The sequence below is a fragment of the Myroides sp. ZB35 genome (assembly GCF_001865835.1).
Lineage (GTDB): Bacteria > Bacteroidota > Bacteroidia > Flavobacteriales > Flavobacteriaceae > Flavobacterium > Flavobacterium odoratimimum.
The window spans coordinates 1661171-1680478 of the sequence record NZ_CP017769.1; the positions used below are offsets into that span (position 1 = coordinate 1661171).

Consider the following 19308-nt stretch of genomic DNA (forward strand, 5'->3'; position numbering starts at 1 on the left):
GAAAGTCCAAGGAATCTCCTAGCAAACCCCTAGAAAGTGCAAGAGAAACATTCTTATTGTATTGATAATAATCGAATTCAAAAGTGGTGTGTTGGTTTATAAGCTTTAATTTTTTGGTATGTAGTAATTAAAAGATTGCTGTAATAGAGAATTTCTTAAATTGCTTACTAATTAATATAGTATGAGAAGATTTATATTTTTTTTGATATTCATTCTTTCTGTAGTAAGTGTACAAGCGAAGTCTATTATAAAACAACCGATGGTGATAGATATCAATGAGAAAGGGCTTGGAGAGTTTTAAGTGATGGATTCTGCTGAGGTATGGAGCTTTAAACGTCAGCAAGGTGATAAGATAGATGTTTATGAATTTACGATAGTGAAAGAGGTACTTATATCACCTGCTATACAAAGTATACAACCACTTACTATTAAAGAGTTTGATGAGTTTATACTCAAGGATTATAATGATAACTTCAGAGATCCGATGTTCTTAAACATTGGTAGGATGCATGCTGAAAATATGGTATTTAAGAAGCTATATCTGAAGGTAGTATCTAGTGGTGTAGTTAAGTATTATGAGGTGACTTTTAGTCATTCGACTGCGATAATGTGTTATGGGTAGAATATTAATATGTAGAAAGAAAACCAATGATAATATCATTTGATCTAGACGATACTATGATATCGAATATGAGGTTCCCCTTAGAAGTAGAACCTATATGGGCAAAGATACTCGGTGTGGAAAGGGTAAGATTAGGTACTATAGCGTTGTTTAAAGAGCTGAGAAATAATGGACATAAGATTTATGTCTATACTACATCTTATAGGAGCGCCTTTAAAATAAGATTGATGTTTTGGTGCTATGGAATATCTATAGACTATATCATCAATCAACAGCTACATGAAAAAATATTAGGAAGTAAGAGCAAAAGTGTGTCTAAGCTACCTTCTGAGTTTGAGATAGATATTCATGTAGATGATTCTCCAGGTGTACAACGAGAAGGAGAGAAGTATGGATTTAATACCATCATAGTGGATATAGATGATGTGGAATGGGGAGATACAGTATTAGGTAAAGTGGCAGTATTGGCTGAGCTTAAAAAATAGAGTAATAAAAGTATATAAATTTAATTTCTGAACTAGATGAAAACATTTCCATTAGATCAAATCATAGATGAGCATATAGGTAAAAAGGGTACTAAAGAGCGCGATCTTTTTGAGGTACGAGTAGAAATAGGGAGGCTTGGAATGAAGGTAAGTGAGTTGCGCAAAGCAAAAGGCTTGACCAAGAAAGAACTTGCTCGTCTAGCAGGAGTGTCTAAAGCACAAGTTAAGAGAATAGAAAGTGACACTGTAGATGTGAAGATAGGTACTTTGTTGAAAGTAATTAATGAGTTAGGACTGAAGATGAGCTTTTCTATAGATAGTCGTAATTAAATAGGTAGAGAGTATTGTTTAGGGATAGGGTAGAAACATAATGTTTTATACCTAGTAGGTATATAATTGTAGAGGAGTAAAATGTTAATGTCAATGTGGTATTTTAGAAGTATTTAAGTAGATTAGTGAAGAGTTTTATGCTATTTGTAATTCTCTGTATAAAAAATATTGCTTATGAGGAATATAATATGGATAATAAGTGTCTTATGTCTTAGTTGTATGGGGTATGCTCAAAAGAATACAACAACAGAGGTCATAATCCCGGAAGTGTCTAAGTCTAATACTGTGCCTAATAATCCGCAACAGGATCCGAACTATGTTTATGTAGCTGTACAGGTGAGAGCTTCACCTGTAAGGGGTATGGGCAGTTTTGAATATGAGTTTACAAATCGTTTTATGATATCACAGGAGGCGATAGAAGGTCTAGATAGGCAGAGGGCATTTCAGTGTATTCTTCAGTTTGTGGTAGAGGCAGATGGGAGTTTCTCTGATATTATGGTTGTACGTGATCCTGGCTATGGCTTAGGGGCAGAGGCTGCGCGCACGATGAGTACTGTGAATAGGTGGAAGCCTGCTATACAGAATAATAATAAAGTACGCAGTCGATTCACTTTACCGATTATAATGCGCAAGACAGAGGTGCCTATGAGATGGCGTGAATTAGCGGATGAGAGTGGGTATGGATATATAAGCCATGCAATGGCAGAGTGTGGTACGGATAGTTTTAAGCAGCTCTTTAGAGAGGCGTTTATGAAGACTAAGTATTATGTAGCAGGAAGAGAGTATGCATTAAGACTAGATATATCTATAGATGAGTCAGGAGAGTTGAGCAATATTATACTTACCAATTTAGTGGAAGAGATAGAGCTCAGTACTCAGGAATTGACCAAGATGGTGCAGTCTCTAGCTACATGGCTTCCGACTAGGGTGAATGGTACACCTGTAAAACATGATATCTATATGTTGATAGGAATAGACATAAAAAAATAAACCCCTCACTACCAAGGTAATGAGGGGTTATTTTGTGGTCCCACCTGGGCTCGAACCAGGGACTTGCTGATTATGAGCCGGAGAAATGAATGTTGTATTTAATTGCATTTTGTTTCAAACTAACTGATTTTTAGTTAGTTGTAAAATTTTTAAAATATTTTTGTTTCATCTATTTGCACGATAAGTACCGATTTGTTGTACGTATGTTGTACTTTAAAATTATTTATGATGAAAACGAGTTTAAAAATTGTATTAAAAAAGACAAAATTAAGTGATGGAACTTACCCAATTAATCTTAGAGTTACTATTAATAGGAGGTCTAAATTCTATAAAACACCTTACAGTACTGCACCTAAATTTTGGAATGCAAAAGTGGGGGAGTTTACCTCTAAGTTCCCGAATTTTTTACAAGCCAATAGAATATTAAGTACGCTCAAACAAGATGCGTCAAAAGTATTGGATTTGATGATTGAACAAGAAAAAGAATTTACACTTGAAGTATTTGATTCTCTACTTCGACCAGAGAAGGTTGAGATTGTAAAATTTGTTGCTTTTTTTCAAAATAGGATTGAGCAATTCAAAGAAGCAGGTCAAGTTAGTTCAGCAAGTTCATATAATGATTCATTAAAGGCTTTAAAACGTTTTAAGCCTGGGGTGATCAAATATGAGTTTTCACAAATTGATTATTCTTTTTTAGTAGCCTTTGAAGCAGACTTAAGATCAAGAGGCTGTACAAATGGAGGAATAGGTATATATATGCGTAATATACGTGCTATTTATAATTCTGCTATTAAATCAAAAATAGCATCTTTGGAGAATTATCCATTTAGAGACTATGTGATTTCTAAGTTGAAATCTACCAAGATAAAAAAAGCGCTTACAAAAGAAGAGTTACAGCTGCTACTTGATTATGACTTTTCAGAAAATACTGAAGGAGCTAAGGTGTTGTATACTTATTTATTTAGTTTCTTTTGTCGAGGAATGAACTTTACTGATATCGCTGAATTAAAATGGGATGATATAAATTCTAATCGTTTTAGTTATATCCGAAATAAAACAGGCGTGGCTATTAATGTAAAGATACCAGAGAATAAAGACTTGGATACTATCTTAAACTATTTCAGAATCTATAGGCCATTTGATACAGATTACATCTTTTCAATCCTGGATAAAGATCTAAGCCTATATACTAAAGAAGAACTAAGAGCACGAAAAAGTAGTGTTAGGGATTATTATAATAAGCAGTTAAATATCATTGCAAAGGAATGTGGGATTAAAACAAAGATTACCTTTTATACAGCTCGTCATACTTTCGCTACTCTATCATTAAAAAAAGGGGTGAACTTATATATGCTTAAACAGGCCTTTGGGCACCAATCTATTAAAACTACTGAAGCTTATGTAGAGGATTTTAATAGAGAAGAGCTTGATCAGGCATTTGAGAATTTGTTTTAACTATGTTTGTGGGGACTGATAAAACGTGTTTTGTAAAGAGGGAAGCTTATTTGATTTTTAATAGAGATTTATCTGTTTCTGTTTTACATTATAATTTAATAAAAAATATTTTGATTACAATAATATCTATATTTATGTAATCAAACATCTTTGTTTTTGTTTTTATTTGTATTTTTGTAATCAAAATAAAAATGTATGGATTATAATTTAGAGAAAGCGGTAGATTATCATTATGGTGTTTTTCCTCCAAAGAGTATTGATTATACTCTTTTTATTCAAGAATTAGTGAGGGCTACTGATGCATTGGCACGTTTTGATCAAATGTTAAAAAACCTACATAACACTGAAATTTTATTAGCTCCTTTAAGAAATCAGGAGGCGGTAATATCTTCTAGAATTGAAGGTACAATTAGCACAATGGATGAGATACTTCAATATGAGGCTGATCATGAAGGTGAGGATATCACTACTGCTAAAACCGATGTAATAGAAACTATCTTATACCAACGTGCTTTGAAAAATGCTCAAAGTGCACTTGAAAGTGGCTATGATTTTTCATTAAGCTTTCTTAAGCAAATGCATCAACAGTTGTTATATTTAGGTAGAGGAGCAAATAAATCTCCTGGTGAATTTAAGAAAGAACAAAATTATTTGGCAGATAGGTTAAAAAGAGAAATTCAGTTTATTCCTATTAGGCCTGAAAATCTAGTTGATGGATTAGAGCAGCTTTTTAAGTTTCTAGAAAATAGTGATTTTCCTCCGTTAATTAAAACTGCTATTATGCATTTGGAGTTTGAAGCATTGCATCCTTTTAAAGATGGAAATGGAAGAATTGGAAGAATGTTAATTACGCTGAACTTATGGAGAGAAAAAATTCTTTCAGAACCTCATTTTTATATTAGTGGATATTTTGAAGAAAATAAAGATGAATATATAGAACAAATGCGTAATGTTTCCAAAACAAAGGATTGGAATGAATGGATTCTTTTTTTCTTAAAAGCAGTAGAAAATCAAGCGATTAAAAATTTAGAAATAGCTGAGAGTATAAAGAGTTTGTACGAAACTACAAAAACTGAATTCTCTGAGTTACTATCTTCAAAATGGAATATAGAGATACTTGATTTTATATTTACTTATCCAGTATTTAGAAATAATAAATTTGTTAGTACAACAAAGATCCCGAATGCAACAGCAGTACTAATGATTAAAAAATTAGTTGATAATGGCTATTTAGTTTTAAGAGAAGAATCATCAGGGCGTAGAGCTGCGATGTATTCTTTTGAACCTTTAATGAAATTAGTTAGAGTATAAAAATTGTAATCAATATTTTTTGTTTACATAAAAGTACTGTTTTTTGTAATCAAACTAGTTAGCCTTCAAAAATTGTAATCAATATTTTTTGCTTACATAAAAGTGCTGTTTTTTGTAATCAAAGTAGTTAGTCTTCAAAAATTGTAATCAATATTTTTTGCTTACATAAAAGTGCTGTTTTTTGTAATCAAAGTAGTTAGTCTTCAAAAATTGTAATCAATATTTTTTGCTTACATAAAAGTGCTATTTTTTGTAATCAAAGTAGTTAGTCTTCAAAAATTGTAATCAATATTTTTTGCTTACATAAAAGTGCTGTTTTTTGTAATCAAAGTAGTTAGTCTTCAAAAATTGTAATCAATATTTTTTGCTTACATAAAAGTGCTACTTTTTGTAATCAAACTGATTTGTATGAAAGTAGTGAACTTTTGGCGTTTTTTTAAATTGTGTAATTAAATGGCCTAAAAAAGAAATATATATACTGTTTGCTCTTTTAACTTTTTTTGTAATACACTAAGGTTATATACCTCTTTATATTTGCTTTATCTTGCAGGTATCTTGTTCGGTTTGAGGTACAGTTTTTATTTGATGGTTATTTGATACAAACCTAGTTTTAAAAGTTAAACTACTTAAAATCAGTTGTTTTTTTATTTGATGGTTATTTGATAAAGGGGATTTTTAGCTTCTAAGTAAAATTCATTTGAGTCAAATACAAAAGTGAAAACTAGAGTAATTAAGAATATATAAAAAAACAAAGACACCTATAAGGTGCCTTCGTCTGCAAAGGAGTAGTAACTCTCTTCGGTTATAATTAAGTGATCTAAAAGAGTAATATCAAGTATCTTACTTGCTTCTTTTATTTTTCTTGTAATTTGTCTATCAGCATCACTTGGATCTAACTTTCCAGATGGATGATTGTGAATAATTATAAAAGCTGTAGCATTAGCCTTTAGTAAAGCTGAGAAAATAATTCTTAAATCTACTATTGTTGCGGTTATTCCTCCCGTTGAAGCTTCTAATACTCCAAGTACTTTATTGTTGTTAGAAAGCATAAGAACTTTAAACTGTTCTAATAATTCAATCTTATTACCATCCCAAGCCTTTAATGCTATTTGATATGCACTATAAGAAGATGTAATTTGAGGTCTCTTTGAAGCCTTTACTTTTGATTTGTAAATTAATTCTACTTCTGAAGCGATAAGCCAATCTTTGTTTAAAACTGTAGTTTCCATAATATTAAATTTTTAAATTAATTATGGAGCCACAGTTGGTAATGGCTTAGCAAGCGCAAGAAACGGGCGCAATAAAGCGAAGACTTTAGTCAAGCATTTATGGGGGTTTTCTTGCTAGCGAACCGCGAGGCATTGCCTAACTTTGTGTAATTATTAATAAAAAATAAAACTAAAAATCAATGTACTATAAAGGCTTTTTTGTGTTATTTTCAGAAGAGATTTTCCACTTTTTATATACCTCAAAGTTCTTTGGATTCTCTTTAAAGAACTGATTCAGATACATTAATTCAAGATTCGATTTCTTATTATTTTCTATTAACTGATTATAATCAGAGTAATGAATTGATTTTTTAATCGCAACGTAAATTGATAAACCACTTGTGAGTAAAAGAAAAATATTAAGGGCTATGATGTAGAACATCTTCTTATGACTAATAGCCCTATATATTTTTAAAAGGTCTTCTTTAGTATCATAAAGTGTGGACTGAAATGCAGTGAAATCATCTTGTAATCTTTGTCTATTATTTGACTCAATTTTGTGTAATTCAGACACATTTACTTTTACTTCAATATTATTTATCCTGTTTGAAAGCTGAGTTTGCAGAGTAATATTTTGCTTGAGTTTTTCTTGCAAGTGAACTACCTGCTGAAATAGTAACTCAGTGAGTTCTGTGAGTGTAGGTTGTTTCTTTGCCATAGTTAAAGATTTAATGTTTGTGTTTGTTTTCGTTTTTTCTTTTTAGTTATATCAGGCATATAATCCTCATAGTAATTTCCATAAGCGTTTAAAAAACTAAATAGACTTACTGTATTTGTATTCCAATTTTCAAAACAGATTTGTTTGTCTTGGTCTTTATATAGTACAGTATGAAATAAATCATTATTTGGTTTTGGTATGTTATTTTCAAAGAGTTCATTCAGTTTTAAATTCCGATCAACCTCACTTGCTTTTAGGTTCGTGTTGGTTGGTAAATGAATAAATCTATAGCCTTGAATATTACCTTGTTTGTTTACAGTTGGTTTTACTTCTATTTGATGTGCTAGCATCATATTGATGTACTGATCTAAGTTTTTAGGACGCTCTTTTAAAACAAAATAATGAGCCTTTTTTATTATTTCAGCTGTCTGTTTCTGATTAGTTTTTAAAAGCTCTTTTCTATTTATATTTTCTTGTCTTATTGAAGTCCAATTGTATTTTAGGGCTATTTCGTGAGCGATACTCTGTGCTTGAAATCCGATATAGTTATCTTTTAGTGCTTTTCCATTCTCATCAATACGGTTAATCAAAATGTGAATGTGTTTGTGCTCTTTTTCAGTATGTAAGTAAGCGATGTATTGCGCGTCTTTGGGATTTAATTTTAAACCAACTAAAAAATCTTTTACGAGATTTTCTAAATCTTGGTCTGTCATTTTTCTACTATCTTCAATAGTAGGAGATATAACAACGGAGATTGTATTGTTTTTACAGCGAGTGTTTTGATTTTGTAGAATCTGCATGGTTTGATACATATCTTTCGGAGTTTCCCCCGAAAGATTGTTTCTAGCAAGTTCATAACCTTTGTTTGGATTAATTACATAATTAAAAAGTGCTGCTCCTCCAATACATGTTTTTGCTTTAGCTATCATATTACTTTAGTTTTTCAAGGTGAGCTCTAATTAAGTTTGCTGTTTCAATGGTGGATTCTTTTACCTTAGTGGTATCTCCAAGTTTAAAAAGGTTACCTATTCTTCTAAAGTTATCAGCAAATTTGTTTAGTAGTTTGTAAGTTTCAATTTCATCTTGAGTTAGTTTATAACTTACAGAATATCCCAGGGCAGTACTTCGTAAATATTCAGAAACGCTACAACCAATTTTCTTTGCTTTGTTTTTTATAAGCAGAGATTCAGTAAGGGTAACTCTAAATTCTATCTTGTGTTCTCTTTTCATTGTCTTAGCAATTTTGCGACCTTCGGGAGAAAAACGAGTGGTCTTTGTTCCGGTTCAAATTTTCAATTTGTAAGGACAAAGACACATCTCGATGATTCTCACGTCAGTTTATCGCGGTTAATACTCAGTAAATAATCATTGACATCCTTGTAATCTTTATATTTAGCTCTTGCATCTTTTGTAATTAATGGAAATGCTGCAATTAATTTCTCAGTTGCTTTATCTCCAGCAGTATCATTGTCAAAACAAGCAACTATGGTTTTATATTTAGATTCAAATGTTTCTGAATCGTCTAAGGTTTTATATAAAAACTTGTTCGAGGATTGAATAAGGGTACTTTCTAAAGTGTTAACGGAGTTTAAAATGATGTAATCAAACCTATGTTCTAAATTAGGTTTAAGAGTTATAAAGGATAAAAAGTCGATAAAGGCTTCAAATAAAAATACGGTAGATGAATCATTATTTATATAGGTAGGATACTTGGAGCCAAAGCACATTTGAACATATTTGTTTCTGAGTTCTACTCCATCAAGTTCATTTTGAAAGCCTATTGCATAATAAGCTTTATCTTTAAGGATATAATGTATTTCCTTACAATACCTTTGAGTTGTTTTAATGCATAAGCCTCTTTGCTTGATGTAATATATAAGGTATTTATTTCTCAGAGGTTTAATGGCTGTAATCTCATAATCTTTCTCATCTTGATTAACCTGTGGATTAAAAAGTTGCTGGTGAACAGAAAAAGAATTGTTTGCTAAGATTTTTAGAGCTTCTTTTATATCACATTTGTAATATAGCATTACAAAGTCAATTACATTTCCTTTATATGTACTATCACCAAAGTCATAGAATACATTTTTAGTTACACTAACACTAAACGAAGGGGTGTTTTCTGCTCTAAAAGGAGAATGGTACCAGGCTTGTTTATCATTGATTTTAGTTGGTTTTATACCAAGGCTATCTAAAATAGAAATAATCGATATGTTTTTTGCTTCTTGAGTATTCATAATTTGGGTTGTTTAATTGTATGTTATTGATTTATAGTGTTTAAAGTAATATCTGTATGTCATTTAGTTGTCATCTGATCATCTGATCATAATTGTACTAATAGTGAATTACTTTCTTTAGATGAGCGCAGATGAATCGTAGATGACAATCAGTTTATGATTTATTAATACTTAAGTTATTGGTAAATAGTTTATTAGTTATTTATTTCATCTGTCATCTGATTTAAAAGTGTTTCTTTTGAAATCCTGTAATATTTACCCTTGTGAATAGTCCGTTTTAAAGTACTATCCTCTATCTTGACTCGTTCATAATTATTTGAGTTAGTTGATCTAACTAAAGCTATGTTTTCAAGTATTGTTTGTATCTCTCTCATTGTGATATTATGACCTCTGTTATAATAATTCAGAAGAGCATTAATATCAGAAGGAGTGGTGTCTATTTGATCCATATCAAATTCATTGAAAATAATATCAAGTATGTCAAGCACCAGGTTTTTGTTTTGAAGATCTACATCGTGTTTTAGTTTATGTAAGGCTTCTGTGTGTAGAGTCTCTGGAGTAAACCACATTCGGGTTTTCTTTTCAGTCGTGAAAGGAACTCTATAGAGATAGTTTAAGAAAATAGGAATCTCCTGAATGAGTTTGGTGAAAAATTCAGTAGATCTCTTTCTTATCGGAGGGACTTTAATAACCCAAAACCTTGTTTCTTCTTTATCTATCTTTAGAAAATTATGCTCGTGATTACTTGTCATGATAATCTTAAGAAAAGACTTCTGCTCAACTTTTTCTTGGCCTTTGTATTCAATTGATTGATACATAGCCGTTGAAATGTATTTGATTGCTTCAACAATATCTTTGTTCTCAGATTTTACTTCTTCTATTAATAAGAGAAGTTTACTATCCATCTCACTATTGAATTTTTCTGTAAATGCATTTGCCTTTACAAAAACAGCATTTTTATCAAAGATTTCTTTTATCCAATTTAAAAATGTGGTTTTTCCTGTTTCACGATTCCTAGATACAAGCACTATAATTGGCAATATTTGTTCTGGATAGAATAATAGAATTTTAAAATAATCTATTGCAAGTAGATATTGATTTCCAAAGATGTGTTGTAGAAAATAATAAGTAATAGGTATCTGTTCTTTAAGTGAATTTAATGAAAGTTCAGAAGTAGTGTCAATGTTATATAGAATAGGAGAGTAGGAATTAAAGTAATCTCCTATAAAATGAGTGTAATGAATGTGATTAGGTTCACATTTATAACCAAAGAATTTAGGTAACTCTTTGATGATATCCTTTCCAAAGTCAGTGATGATTTCAGACTTTCTCCACAGTTTACGTTCAACAATGATTTCTTTACCGTTGACGTTCTTCTTTCTTATCGCATAGTACTCTGTTCCTATTCGAATATATTCTGTTGCAGTTGTATTCATATCAAAAAATTTTCAGAAAGAAGTAGTTATATTTACTACTGTTTTCTTTTGTTATAGAAATAGTTATTTAAGCATTGATAGTAGGGCTATCAATGCTTTTATTTTTTTAACTGTTTTGAAAATTGTGATAGAACTTCTTGGTCGGTAAAGACTCTATATTGTTTAATCCACTCAACTATCTCAAGGCGGTCAAAGAATAAGGTGCCATTGGTAGGTTTGTGATGAGGGATTAAGTTTTTAGAAGTTAACTTATGAATAGTACTGTCTGAAAAGCCAGTATAAGCCATCAAATCTTTAATAGTAAAGATTTCTTTTTGAAACTGATTACCTTTAGTAATCATTAGCTTGATCTCGTTAAGCTCTTGAATGATTTTTAGCGTTGTCATAATAAATGTTTTTTGAATTATGACGCTAAACTATTGCAATGAAGCTACTTGAAATGGTTGTTTGTCAGTTAACTGACATTTAATTTTAGTCTTAGGACAGTTTTTTAGATAACTGACTTTTTACATTTTCTAAGATTTTAGCATAAGTTTCTTTATGAGCATTTGTAATTAACTTTCTGCCCTTTTTATTTATTGAATCATAGTTTATAGCTGAATAATCTTCTACAGTTGCATATTTAAAGTAGCGACAACTTTCTTTTAGTGTGGTTTTGTGTAAAGTAAATAAATGTACAAATGGTATAAAGAAAGCTTCTAAGAACATGGCACAATGTTGAGACTGAAGTTCTAACTTAATAGAAGAATCAGGATTATCTGTTTTTTTACTAATACAAGATTCTATAACTCTTTTAAAATCTTCCATTGTTGTGTCATCATTAATAACTTCTTTCTTTAATTCATACAAAGTTTCTTTAATGATAGCCTGATGTGCTGTGCTAAAAACAAATACATTGTCTTTCTTTTGCTCCTGTTTCTTTTTAGAAGGAGTAGTGATATTAATTGTAATTGTTTTTTTAGAAGGAGATATTAGTAGATACTCTTTAGAATTTTTAAATGATTTAAAAGATTCTTTATATATCAAACTTAGATGACTGATTAAAAATATGTTCTGCCCTTTGTGAAAATTAATTGCAGCACTTAATAATAATATAGAGCAAATCAATGCTGTTAAAGGCAAAAGGATATACCATTTAGATATACTATAAAAATATGGTAATTGAAAAGTAGATGTTACTAGGGATATTATTGGTAATAATGCGGCAATTATGTAAGTGAACTTCTTGGAAAGAGTTACAGATTTTAGCTTTTCAAGCTTCTGGTGAAAGAAAAAAAACGGAGTTTCAATAATAGTATTCATAGTGTCTTGTTGTTGGTTAGTAATAAAAGTACTAAAAATATAACTAACTGCAAGAAAATGAAAACTTTACTATCTTTATAGGGTAAAACAAATTGTTGTACTTTTGTTGTACTGATGAAAAAAAAGGTGAAAAAAGGGCAAAAAAAAAGCACCTATTTTACAATAGATGCTTCTCTGAAATTTTAGTGGTCCCACCTGGGCTCGAACCAGGGACTTACTGATTATGAGTCAGTTACTCTAACCAGCTGAGTTATAGGACCGCTCATTTTGAGCGAAAAATTTCGTGGTGGTCCCACCTGGGCTCGAACCAGGGACTTGCTGATTATGAGTCAGCTACTCTAACCAGCTGAGTTATAGGACCAGTTAAAACGTGTTTAACGGGTGCAATATTATGGTTTTTTATTGGTTCATGCAAGAGTTTTAAAAGAAATTATTTAATTTCTTGACATAATTCTATAAGCACCCCATTGGTTGTTTTTGGGTGTAAAAAGGCAACTAATTTATTATCAGCTCCTTTTTTAGGAATTTCGTTTAATAATGTGAATCCTTCTGCTGCTAATCTTTTCATCTCAGCTTCTATATCTTCTACATCAAAAGCGATATGATGGATGCCTTCTCCTTTTTTTTCTAAGAATTTGGCGATAGGGCTATCAGGGTTAGTTGCTTCTAATAGCTCTATCTTATTAGGGCCATTCATAAAGAAAGAAGTTTTTACTCCTTCGCTTTCTACAGCTTCTTCCTTATAAGCTGGAGCACCGAATAGTTTTTCGAATAAGGCATTAGACGCTTCTAAGTCTTTTACAGCTATTCCGATGTGTTCTATTTTTCGCATTTCTTAGTGTTTTGGGTTATATAAACAAAGATAAAAAAGTTTGCTATTCAAAAAATTGTATTTTTGCATCATGGAAACTAATAGACAAAAGAAGATGGGAGCCTTATTGCAAAAAGATATCGTGGATATCTTGCAAGGTGAGGTGCGTAAGAACGGGATAACTAACTTAGTTATTTCGGTTTCTAAAGTGAATATAACAAGTGATTTATCAGTAGCGAGAGTGTACTTAAGTATCTTCCCTATCGATAAAGGTGAAGAGCTACTTAAAGGGATAAAATCTAATGCTCCGTTAATTAAACACGAATTAGCACAGCGAGTAAAACACCAAATGAGAAAGGTGCCAGACTTACTGTTCTACGTGGATGATAGCTTAGAGTATATCGATCAAATCGACAAAGCGCTTACGGGTGATGAAAACCCTATCGCTAATCCTGACTTATTAGAAAAGAGAAAGAAAAAATAGATTGAAGTTTTCCCTATACATAGCGAAACGTTATGCCTTTAGTAAAAGTAAAAGCAAGGCAATTAATGTTATTACGACAATATCTTCTGTAGGTATTGTGGTGAGTGCTATGGCTATGTTTATCGTGTTATCGGTATTCAGTGGGTTAAAAGCGTATAGTCTTTCTTTCGTTGATGATTTAGATCCAGATTTAAAAGTTTTTACCCCAAAGGGTAAAAGCTTTGTAGTCGAAGACAGACAGATTCTGGATTTAGAAGAGTCAGGTTATTTTAAGGGTGTAGCTAAGGTAGTAGAGGATCGCTTGTTGTTTTCGTTTAAGGATAAGCAGGCAGTCTCTATGATTAAAGGGATTGACTCAGACTTCGTTAATGTGACGGACTTTGACGAAAAGGTAGAGTATGGTAGTTGGCTAGAACCTGATACGGATGATGCAGTAGTGGGAGTGGGTATGTCTCACTTATTATCTATGGGACTGTTCGATACAGAGAATGCCTTTGAAGCATTGGCGTTAAAACCTGGTAAAGGAACTATCGAAAATCCTGAGGATGCTTTTATTAAAAGACATTTAAATCCTACAGGAGTATATGTACTAGGTAATGATGATCTAGATAATAAGTATGTGTTCGTCGATATAGATAATGCACGTGCACTACTGAATATACCTACTACTGAGGTGACTAATCTAGAGCTGGCTATTGCTGAAGGAGTATCTGAAGGTAAAGCTATTCAGAAGATTAAGGAGGTACTCGGTGAAGAGTATATCGTAAAAAATAAAACACAGCTAAACGATGGATTGTACCGTATGTTGAATATGGAGAATCTAGTTGTTTATCTGATATTCGTATTGGTGGTGATTATGGCTCTGTTTACATTAGTAGGGTCTATGATTATGATCATTCTTGAAAAACAGCCTAATATTAAAACGCTGAACCAAATAGGTGTACCTGTGAGCGACCTGCGCAAGATATTTTTATTCCAAGGATTAATTATCTGTGTGTTAGGGAGTGTGATAGGATTGGTGTTAGGTGGTATTGTTGTTTCGTTACAAGTTGCTTTTGGGTTTATTTCTATCCGAGAAGGACTTGCTTATCCAGTTGCTTTTAACTGGGTAAATATCTTCGTTGTACTCGTATCTATTATTGTGCTAGGTTTGTTAGCCTCTCTTGTTTCTTCGTCAAGAGTAAATAATAGTTATTTAAAATTATAATTTATTTGCCTTCCTCTTTAGAAGGAAATTGTTAGTTCGAAAGTTAGTCGAACGGTTTTTGCCTATTCTTTATTTGATTTTTTTACTTATTTATTGACTTAATTACGGTGCTAATGTTTTGATAGGGTGAGTGTAAGCTGTTTTTAAATTACAGTATGTGTACTTTATAACTAACTTCTTCTACTATTTGTGAGTGTTTTTCTAAAAGAGTCTTTTTTTCTTTTTTTTCTGTTATTTTTAAGTAAAAAGCATGTTTTTTTGAAATATTGGTAGTATTTTAATTAACTGTTTGAGGGTGGTATGTGTGTGATTTAGGAATTTACTATTTCATGTATTAATTGCCATTTTCCTACATTTGCTATAAAATGAAAAAGAACTAAAAAAATCAGCTTGTTTACAAGGTAGTTATGAAACAGTTTACTATGGAATATTTAAATTACGTTAGAGAATTTGCAAATGACAGTGTGTCTATTACAGCACATGCTGAAGAGTTTTTAAATAAGAATGATTACAGCAATCCACATGAGTGGTATAAAGCGCATGCAATCTGTATGCTGGCTGAACAAATAGGTAAGAATAATGAGGTGCTGGAGAAGCTGTATGATCAGCTGAATGAGGACTCTAACTGTCTTCATAGTAGTATGAGTCTTAGTGATGAGGATTATGCAGACTGGTTTACAGATGTGAAGGCATTGAATGACATATTTATAGATAGAGGATATAAACATGCTTATGCATATCAATATGAATTATTCATTAACTCTAGATACGGATTTAGAGATGAAGAAAGAGCTGTAGGCTATCTAAAGAAAGGTGTGGAATTAGGAGATGACTTGTGTAAATGTTATGTAGGATATGCTATGTATTATGGTACACAAGGGTATGAGAAAGATGAAGAGGGAGCAGTAACAATTCTAAAAATGGCTGTAGATGGAGAGAGAGCAAATATCGCTAATCTGTTTTTGTTAAACATTGAGTTTAGAGGATGTACTTCAGGAGAAGAAGGTAAAGCTGTGGTAGAGAAGTTCTCTGAACTAATCAATGTGAAGAAAAGAGGGCTTTATATCTTAGCTGATTATTATCTAAGAGAAGATGATAACGTTAGTGCTGAAGCTGCTTTAAAAGATGGTATTGCGAATAATAGTGCTTACTGTAAGTACTTGTTAGGAATGATGGCTTGTAATGGTCGTTTTGAAGAATTAGGTTATACAGAAGAGCAAGGTAGAGAGTTACTAGCAGATGCTTATGACTATGGTATCACACATGCAGGATATGTACTAGGGTATTCTTACTTCTATCCTAGAACAGAAGGACTAGAAGCTAAGCAAGAAGCGGGTATTGAAATGTTCAAGAAAGCTATTGCTTACTATTCTAGTGAGGCTACACTAGAGCTAGCTATTATCTACTTGTATAATGAAGATTTTAAAGATATTGCTAAAGGGATGGAGTTCTTAGATAGAGGAGTTGAGTATAAATACGATAGAGCAATGTCTGAAAAAGGTTTTGTTTTATTAGACTTCGAAGAGGTAGAGCGCGATGTAGAAGGAGGAAAAGCAATGTTAGAGCAAGCTATGGCAGCAGGTAATGATTATGCTCCTTATCGATTAGGACTAGCGTATCAGAATGCTGATTTTGAAGAAGAGGCAGATTATGAAAAGGCGTTATATCTATTCGAGTTAGCAGCTGAGCGAAATAACTTATCAGGATTAGAATTAGCGGGTCGTTATCACCGTTTTGGGTATGCTGGAGAACCTAATCTAGAGAAAGCAGTTAGCTACTACCAAAGAGGGATAGAATACTTTAACTCTAATTACTGTAAGGTAGAGTTAGCAATGCTATTAGAGAGAGGAGAAGGTATAGAGCAGGATGTCGCTGAGGCAGCTCGCTTATATGAAGATGCGCTGAATGAAGGGTATACTTATGCGGCTATTCGTCTTGGGTTTATCTATGAAGAAGGTAGTGTAGGAGAACCTGATTATGCTAAAGCAAGAGCTCACTTCGAGTTAGCTGCAGAACAAGATATGGCTGAGGGTGTGTATCACTTAGCTCGCTGTTATAGATATGGTACTGGAGGTGAGGAGAACCAAGAGAAATCATTTGAGTTATTTTCTAAAGCATTAGAGTTAGGTTTTGTAGATGCTAATGTTGATATCGCTCTGTTCTATGAAGAAGGTATTAACGGTGGAGAGCCTGATTATGAAAAGGCTTTTGAATATATGATAGTTGGTGCAGAGGCAGGGTTTAACTATGCACAGTATAAAGTAGGAGTTTATTACTCTTATGGATATTTAGCAGAAACAAATGTAGAACTAGGTAAAGAATGGTTTGAAAAATCAGTAGAGAGTGGTTCTCCTCTAGGGATGTTGTCATTAGGGGATTATTATCTATATGGGTATGGTGAAGAGAAGGAGTATGATAAAGCCTTTGAATACTATATCGCAGCAGAAGAGAGAAACTATATTTCTGAAGGACTTGGTATTTGTTACCAATTCGGATTAGGAGTAGAGGTAGATGAGGTTAAGGCATTCCACTATTATAAATTGGCTGCTGATAGACAGTATGATTCTGCTATTTTCCGTCTAGGATTATGTTATTTCTATGGTAATGGTACTGAGAGAGATCTAGTAGAAGCATTCCATTACTTAAAGCAAGTAGCTGATAGAGGTAATATGGATGCTGCTAGTTATGTAGGGTTAATGTTAGTGAAAGGGGATGGTGCAGAGAAAGATCCTGAATATGGTGTGAGTTATTTGATTCAGGCTGCTGAAGCAGGTTTTGATATGGCACAATACGAGTTAGCTAACTGTTATTTAAAAGGAGAGGGGGTTCCTCAGAGTGATGACTCTGCTATGGAATGGTATCAACAGGCTGCAGAGAATGGCAATGAAGATGCACAGAAGATAGTAGGAGGTCCTCGTAAAAGAAGAAGATAATGGAAAATCAGAAACAATTTCAGTTTCAAGTGAATATGAAGGGAATGATAGAACTGTTGTCAGAGCATATATATAGCTCTCCAACAGTATTCGTCAGAGAACTTCTACAGAATGGTATGGATGCGGTGACAGTCCGAAAAGGCATCGATGAAAGCTTTAAGGGAAAGATCAATATCACCTTTGAAGGAGATCGTTTAATCTTTCAGGATAATGGAGTAGGGCTTACACAAGATGATGTGCATCAGTTCTTATCTGTTATCGGGCAAAGCTCTAAACGTGGAGAACTAGCTGATAAAGACTTAATTGGTAAGTTCGGTATTGGGTTGTTATCATGTTTAGTAGTGAGTGAAGCTATTGTCGTAGAATCGCGTTCGCTATATAAAGACGAGTCTGTAAGATGGACAGGTAGAGCTGACGGTACGTATGAAGTAGAAATGATCCCTCTATTAGATGAAGTGGGTACTAAGGTAATCTTAGATGCAAAGAAAGCTTGGCGTAGTCTGTTTAAGCGTGATGAGGTGAAACAGAATGTGCTGTTTTATGGTAGCGCATTGCCTATAGAAGTGAACCTAATCGAAAAAGGAGAAGTAGAACAATGCTTAGATGGTAATCCTGTTTGGTTAGATAATGAAAGTTCAAAAGAACAGTTATTAGAGTATGGTAAGGAAGTGTTTAAAACGAAGTTTTTAGACGTGTTTAGACTATATTCTGAAGCAGGTGAGATACAAGGAGTAGCTTATATTATCCCGAATAAGGTGAATACTACAGCTACTAAAGAACATAAAATATTTCTGAAAAAGATGTATCTATGTGACCAGGCTACTAATCTGTTGCCTGAGTGGACTTCTTTTGTGCGTTGTATTTTTAATTCGAATGCGTTACAACCTACAGCTTCTAGAGAGTCATTAATGAATAATGCGGTCTTACAAGAGTCTAAAAAGGAGTTAAGTGAGTGTTTTAAAGATTACTTAAAGACTCTTTCTATTACTAATCCTGAGATTCTAGAGAAGATTATTAGTATTCACCATATGTTTATTAAGGCATTGGCGGCATCTGATAACGAGATTATGACTATGTTCGAAGATTACCTTCCTTTTGAGACAAATCAGGGAATGATGGCTTTCGGAGAGATTAAAGAGACTTATAAGAATATATACTATACACCTTCTCTAGATGATTATAGACAAATACGTCGTATAGCAGGTTCTCAGAATAAGTTAGTGATTAATGCAGCGTATAGCTATGAAACGGATCTAATAGAAAAGCTTAAACGCTCTCATGCAGAGTTAAAGTTAGAACGTATCGCACCTAATGATATTCTAGAAGAATTCGAAGATGCAATAGAAGATAGTCAACGTATAGAGAACTTTATAGATAAAGCGAATAAGATATTAAAGAGACATTTCTGTAGAGCAGAGGTGAAGAGATTTGAACCAAAAGATACGACAGCAATATATATCGCTAATGAGGATGCTCTGACTTCTAAAAACATTCAGAGTCTGTCTCAGACGTCTAATCCTTTTGCAAGTACGTTACAGCATTTTAAAAAGAAAGAGGAAGTAATGCCGACACTGTGTTTTAATCAACAGAGTGAGTTAGTAGAGAAAGTAATGCTTATCGATGATGATGAGTTGTTTGAAGCTTTAATTAATGTGCTTTATGTACAGGCTCTTATGCTAGGAGGGTATACTATTAATAAAAGAGAAATGGATACCTTCAACGATGCTCTATATCAGTTTATGATCTTAGGAATGTCTAATTTCTTACCTAAATTTTAAG

General features: G+C 32.6%; 19 protein-coding genes and 2 tRNA genes. 10 read left to right on the forward strand and 11 right to left on the reverse strand.

What is annotated here, in order from left to right; translation table 11 throughout:
* Positions 1 to 304 precede the first annotated feature (304 nt).
* The 6 genes from BK054_RS07580 to BK054_RS07605 all read left to right on the forward strand — a co-directional run bounded on the left by BK054_RS07580 (position 305) and on the right by BK054_RS07605 (position 5193).
* A complete protein-coding gene (locus tag BK054_RS07580) occupies positions 305 to 622 on the forward strand; it encodes a hypothetical protein (RefSeq protein ID WP_006262741.1) in 318 nt (105 codons plus the stop codon).
* Between the two features lie 26 nt (positions 623 to 648).
* A complete protein-coding gene (locus tag BK054_RS07585) occupies positions 649 to 1107 on the forward strand; it encodes a hypothetical protein (protein ID WP_006262742.1) in 459 nt (152 codons plus the stop codon).
* A gap of 36 nt (positions 1108 to 1143) precedes the next feature.
* Entirely contained in the window at positions 1144 to 1437 is a 294-nt protein-coding gene (locus BK054_RS07590; RefSeq protein ID WP_006262743.1) for a helix-turn-helix domain-containing protein, read from the forward strand.
* A 174-nt stretch (positions 1438 to 1611) separates the two neighbouring features.
* Positions 1612 to 2427 (forward strand): energy transducer TonB, encoded by an 816-nt coding sequence (locus BK054_RS07595; RefSeq protein ID WP_016650128.1) that lies wholly within the window; start codon positions 1612 to 1614, stop codon positions 2425 to 2427.
* Positions 2428 to 2652: 225 nt separating this feature from the next.
* A complete protein-coding gene (locus BK054_RS07600) occupies positions 2653 to 3882 on the forward strand; it encodes a site-specific integrase (protein ID WP_006260538.1) in 1230 nt (409 codons plus the stop codon).
* A 195-nt stretch (positions 3883 to 4077) separates the two neighbouring features.
* On the forward strand, positions 4078 to 5193 hold the full coding sequence (locus BK054_RS07605) for a Fic family protein (RefSeq protein ID WP_039328800.1): 1116 nt from the start codon (positions 4078 to 4080) through the stop codon (positions 5191 to 5193).
* A 758-nt stretch (positions 5194 to 5951) separates the two neighbouring features.
* Here the strand turns inward: BK054_RS07605 and BK054_RS07610 are convergent.
* The 11 genes from BK054_RS07610 to mce form a co-directional block, all read right to left on the reverse strand.
* A complete protein-coding gene (locus BK054_RS07610) occupies positions 5952 to 6422 on the reverse strand; it encodes a RadC family protein (RefSeq protein ID WP_039328801.1) in 471 nt (156 codons plus the stop codon).
* Positions 6423 to 6606: 184 nt separating this feature from the next.
* A complete protein-coding gene (locus BK054_RS07615) occupies positions 6607 to 7119 on the reverse strand; it encodes a hypothetical protein (protein ID WP_039328803.1) in 513 nt (170 codons plus the stop codon).
* Between the two features lie 2 nt (positions 7120 to 7121).
* Positions 7122 to 8048 carry a relaxase/mobilization nuclease domain-containing protein gene (locus tag BK054_RS07620; RefSeq protein ID WP_039328804.1) on the reverse strand — a complete coding sequence of 309 codons (927 nt, stop codon included), beginning with the start codon at positions 8046 to 8048 and terminating at the stop codon, positions 7122 to 7124.
* Position 8049: 1 nt separating this feature from the next.
* A complete protein-coding gene (locus BK054_RS07625; protein ID WP_006257449.1) occupies positions 8050 to 8349 on the reverse strand; it encodes a plasmid mobilization protein in 300 nt (99 codons plus the stop codon).
* A gap of 98 nt (positions 8350 to 8447) precedes the next feature.
* Positions 8448 to 9356 (reverse strand): toprim domain-containing protein, encoded by a 909-nt coding sequence (locus BK054_RS07630; RefSeq protein WP_039328805.1) that lies wholly within the window; start codon positions 9354 to 9356, stop codon positions 8448 to 8450.
* A 194-nt stretch (positions 9357 to 9550) separates the two neighbouring features.
* Positions 9551 to 10792: a primase-helicase family protein gene (locus BK054_RS07635; protein WP_006260545.1), complete on the reverse strand. Its 1242-nt coding sequence runs from the start codon at positions 10790 to 10792 to the stop codon at positions 9551 to 9553.
* Between the two features lie 98 nt (positions 10793 to 10890).
* The gene (locus BK054_RS07640; RefSeq protein ID WP_006260546.1) at positions 10891 to 11178 is read right to left on the reverse strand and encodes a helix-turn-helix transcriptional regulator; all 288 of its coding nucleotides are present in this window, start codon (positions 11176 to 11178) and stop codon (positions 10891 to 10893) included.
* A gap of 91 nt (positions 11179 to 11269) precedes the next feature.
* The gene (locus tag BK054_RS07645; RefSeq protein ID WP_039328812.1) at positions 11270 to 12094 is read right to left on the reverse strand and encodes a hypothetical protein; all 825 of its coding nucleotides are present in this window, start codon (positions 12092 to 12094) and stop codon (positions 11270 to 11272) included.
* A 186-nt stretch (positions 12095 to 12280) separates the two neighbouring features.
* Positions 12281 to 12354: transfer RNA gene (locus tag BK054_RS07650), tRNA-Ile, on the reverse strand.
* 24 nt (positions 12355 to 12378) lie between these two features.
* A tRNA-Ile gene (locus BK054_RS07655) sits at positions 12379 to 12455 on the reverse strand.
* A gap of 69 nt (positions 12456 to 12524) precedes the next feature.
* Entirely contained in the window at positions 12525 to 12926 is a 402-nt protein-coding gene (gene mce / locus BK054_RS07660; protein WP_006257444.1) for a methylmalonyl-CoA epimerase, read from the reverse strand.
* A gap of 70 nt (positions 12927 to 12996) precedes the next feature.
* Here mce and rbfA point away from each other — a divergent pair, with 70 nt between their 5' ends.
* The 4 genes from rbfA (at position 12997) to BK054_RS07680 (ending at position 19307) form a co-directional block, all read left to right on the forward strand.
* Positions 12997 to 13389, forward strand: a complete 393-nt coding sequence (gene rbfA, locus BK054_RS07665; RefSeq protein WP_006257441.1) for a 30S ribosome-binding factor RbfA — start codon at positions 12997 to 12999, stop codon at positions 13387 to 13389.
* Between the two features lies 1 nt (position 13390).
* Entirely contained in the window at positions 13391 to 14596 is a 1206-nt protein-coding gene (locus tag BK054_RS07670; protein ID WP_006257440.1) for an ABC transporter permease, read from the forward strand.
* 407 nt (positions 14597 to 15003) lie between these two features.
* The gene (locus BK054_RS07675) at positions 15004 to 17529 is read left to right on the forward strand and encodes a tetratricopeptide repeat protein (protein WP_232234351.1); all 2526 of its coding nucleotides are present in this window, start codon (positions 15004 to 15006) and stop codon (positions 17527 to 17529) included.
* The gene (locus BK054_RS07680) at positions 17529 to 19307 is read left to right on the forward strand and encodes an HSP90 family protein (RefSeq protein WP_058699247.1); all 1779 of its coding nucleotides are present in this window, start codon (positions 17529 to 17531) and stop codon (positions 19305 to 19307) included. Before BK054_RS07675 ends, BK054_RS07680 begins: the two co-directional genes overlap by 1 nt.
* Position 19308 lies beyond the last annotated feature (1 nt).

What these genes read in the sequence shown, in the direction of transcription:
- BK054_RS07675 (WP_232234351.1), top strand. Translation starts at nt 15,004, where the DNA reads ATGAAACAGTTTACTATGGAATATTTAAATTACGTTAGAGAATTTGCA.
- BK054_RS07595 (WP_016650128.1), top strand. Translation starts at nt 1,612, where the DNA reads ATGAGGAATATAATATGGATAATAAGTGTCTTATGTCTTAGTTGTATG.
- BK054_RS07590 (WP_006262743.1), top strand. Translation starts at nt 1,144, where the DNA reads ATGAAAACATTTCCATTAGATCAAATCATAGATGAGCATATAGGTAAA.
- BK054_RS07640 (WP_006260546.1), bottom strand. Translation starts at nt 11,178, where the DNA reads ATGACAACGCTAAAAATCATTCAAGAGCTTAACGAGATCAAGCTAATG.
- mce (WP_006257444.1), bottom strand. Translation starts at nt 12,926, where the DNA reads ATGCGAAAAATAGAACACATCGGAATAGCTGTAAAAGACTTAGAAGCG.
- BK054_RS07605 (WP_039328800.1), top strand. Translation starts at nt 4,078, where the DNA reads ATGGATTATAATTTAGAGAAAGCGGTAGATTATCATTATGGTGTTTTT.
- BK054_RS07600 (WP_006260538.1), top strand. Translation starts at nt 2,653, where the DNA reads ATGATGAAAACGAGTTTAAAAATTGTATTAAAAAAGACAAAATTAAGT.
- rbfA (WP_006257441.1), top strand. Translation starts at nt 12,997, where the DNA reads ATGGAAACTAATAGACAAAAGAAGATGGGAGCCTTATTGCAAAAAGAT.
- BK054_RS07580 (WP_006262741.1), top strand. Translation starts at nt 305, where the DNA reads ATGGATTCTGCTGAGGTATGGAGCTTTAAACGTCAGCAAGGTGATAAG.
- BK054_RS07625 (WP_006257449.1), bottom strand. Translation starts at nt 8,349, where the DNA reads ATGAAAAGAGAACACAAGATAGAATTTAGAGTTACCCTTACTGAATCT.
- BK054_RS07630 (WP_039328805.1), bottom strand. Translation starts at nt 9,356, where the DNA reads ATGAATACTCAAGAAGCAAAAAACATATCGATTATTTCTATTTTAGAT.
- BK054_RS07645 (WP_039328812.1), bottom strand. Translation starts at nt 12,094, where the DNA reads ATGAATACTATTATTGAAACTCCGTTTTTTTTCTTTCACCAGAAGCTT.
- BK054_RS07610 (WP_039328801.1), bottom strand. Translation starts at nt 6,422, where the DNA reads ATGGAAACTACAGTTTTAAACAAAGATTGGCTTATCGCTTCAGAAGTA.
- BK054_RS07615 (WP_039328803.1), bottom strand. Translation starts at nt 7,119, where the DNA reads ATGGCAAAGAAACAACCTACACTCACAGAACTCACTGAGTTACTATTT.
- BK054_RS07635 (WP_006260545.1), bottom strand. Translation starts at nt 10,792, where the DNA reads ATGAATACAACTGCAACAGAATATATTCGAATAGGAACAGAGTACTAT.
- BK054_RS07585 (WP_006262742.1), top strand. Translation starts at nt 649, where the DNA reads ATGATAATATCATTTGATCTAGACGATACTATGATATCGAATATGAGG.
- BK054_RS07680 (WP_058699247.1), top strand. Translation starts at nt 17,529, where the DNA reads ATGGAAAATCAGAAACAATTTCAGTTTCAAGTGAATATGAAGGGAATG.
- BK054_RS07620 (WP_039328804.1), bottom strand. Translation starts at nt 8,048, where the DNA reads ATGATAGCTAAAGCAAAAACATGTATTGGAGGAGCAGCACTTTTTAAT.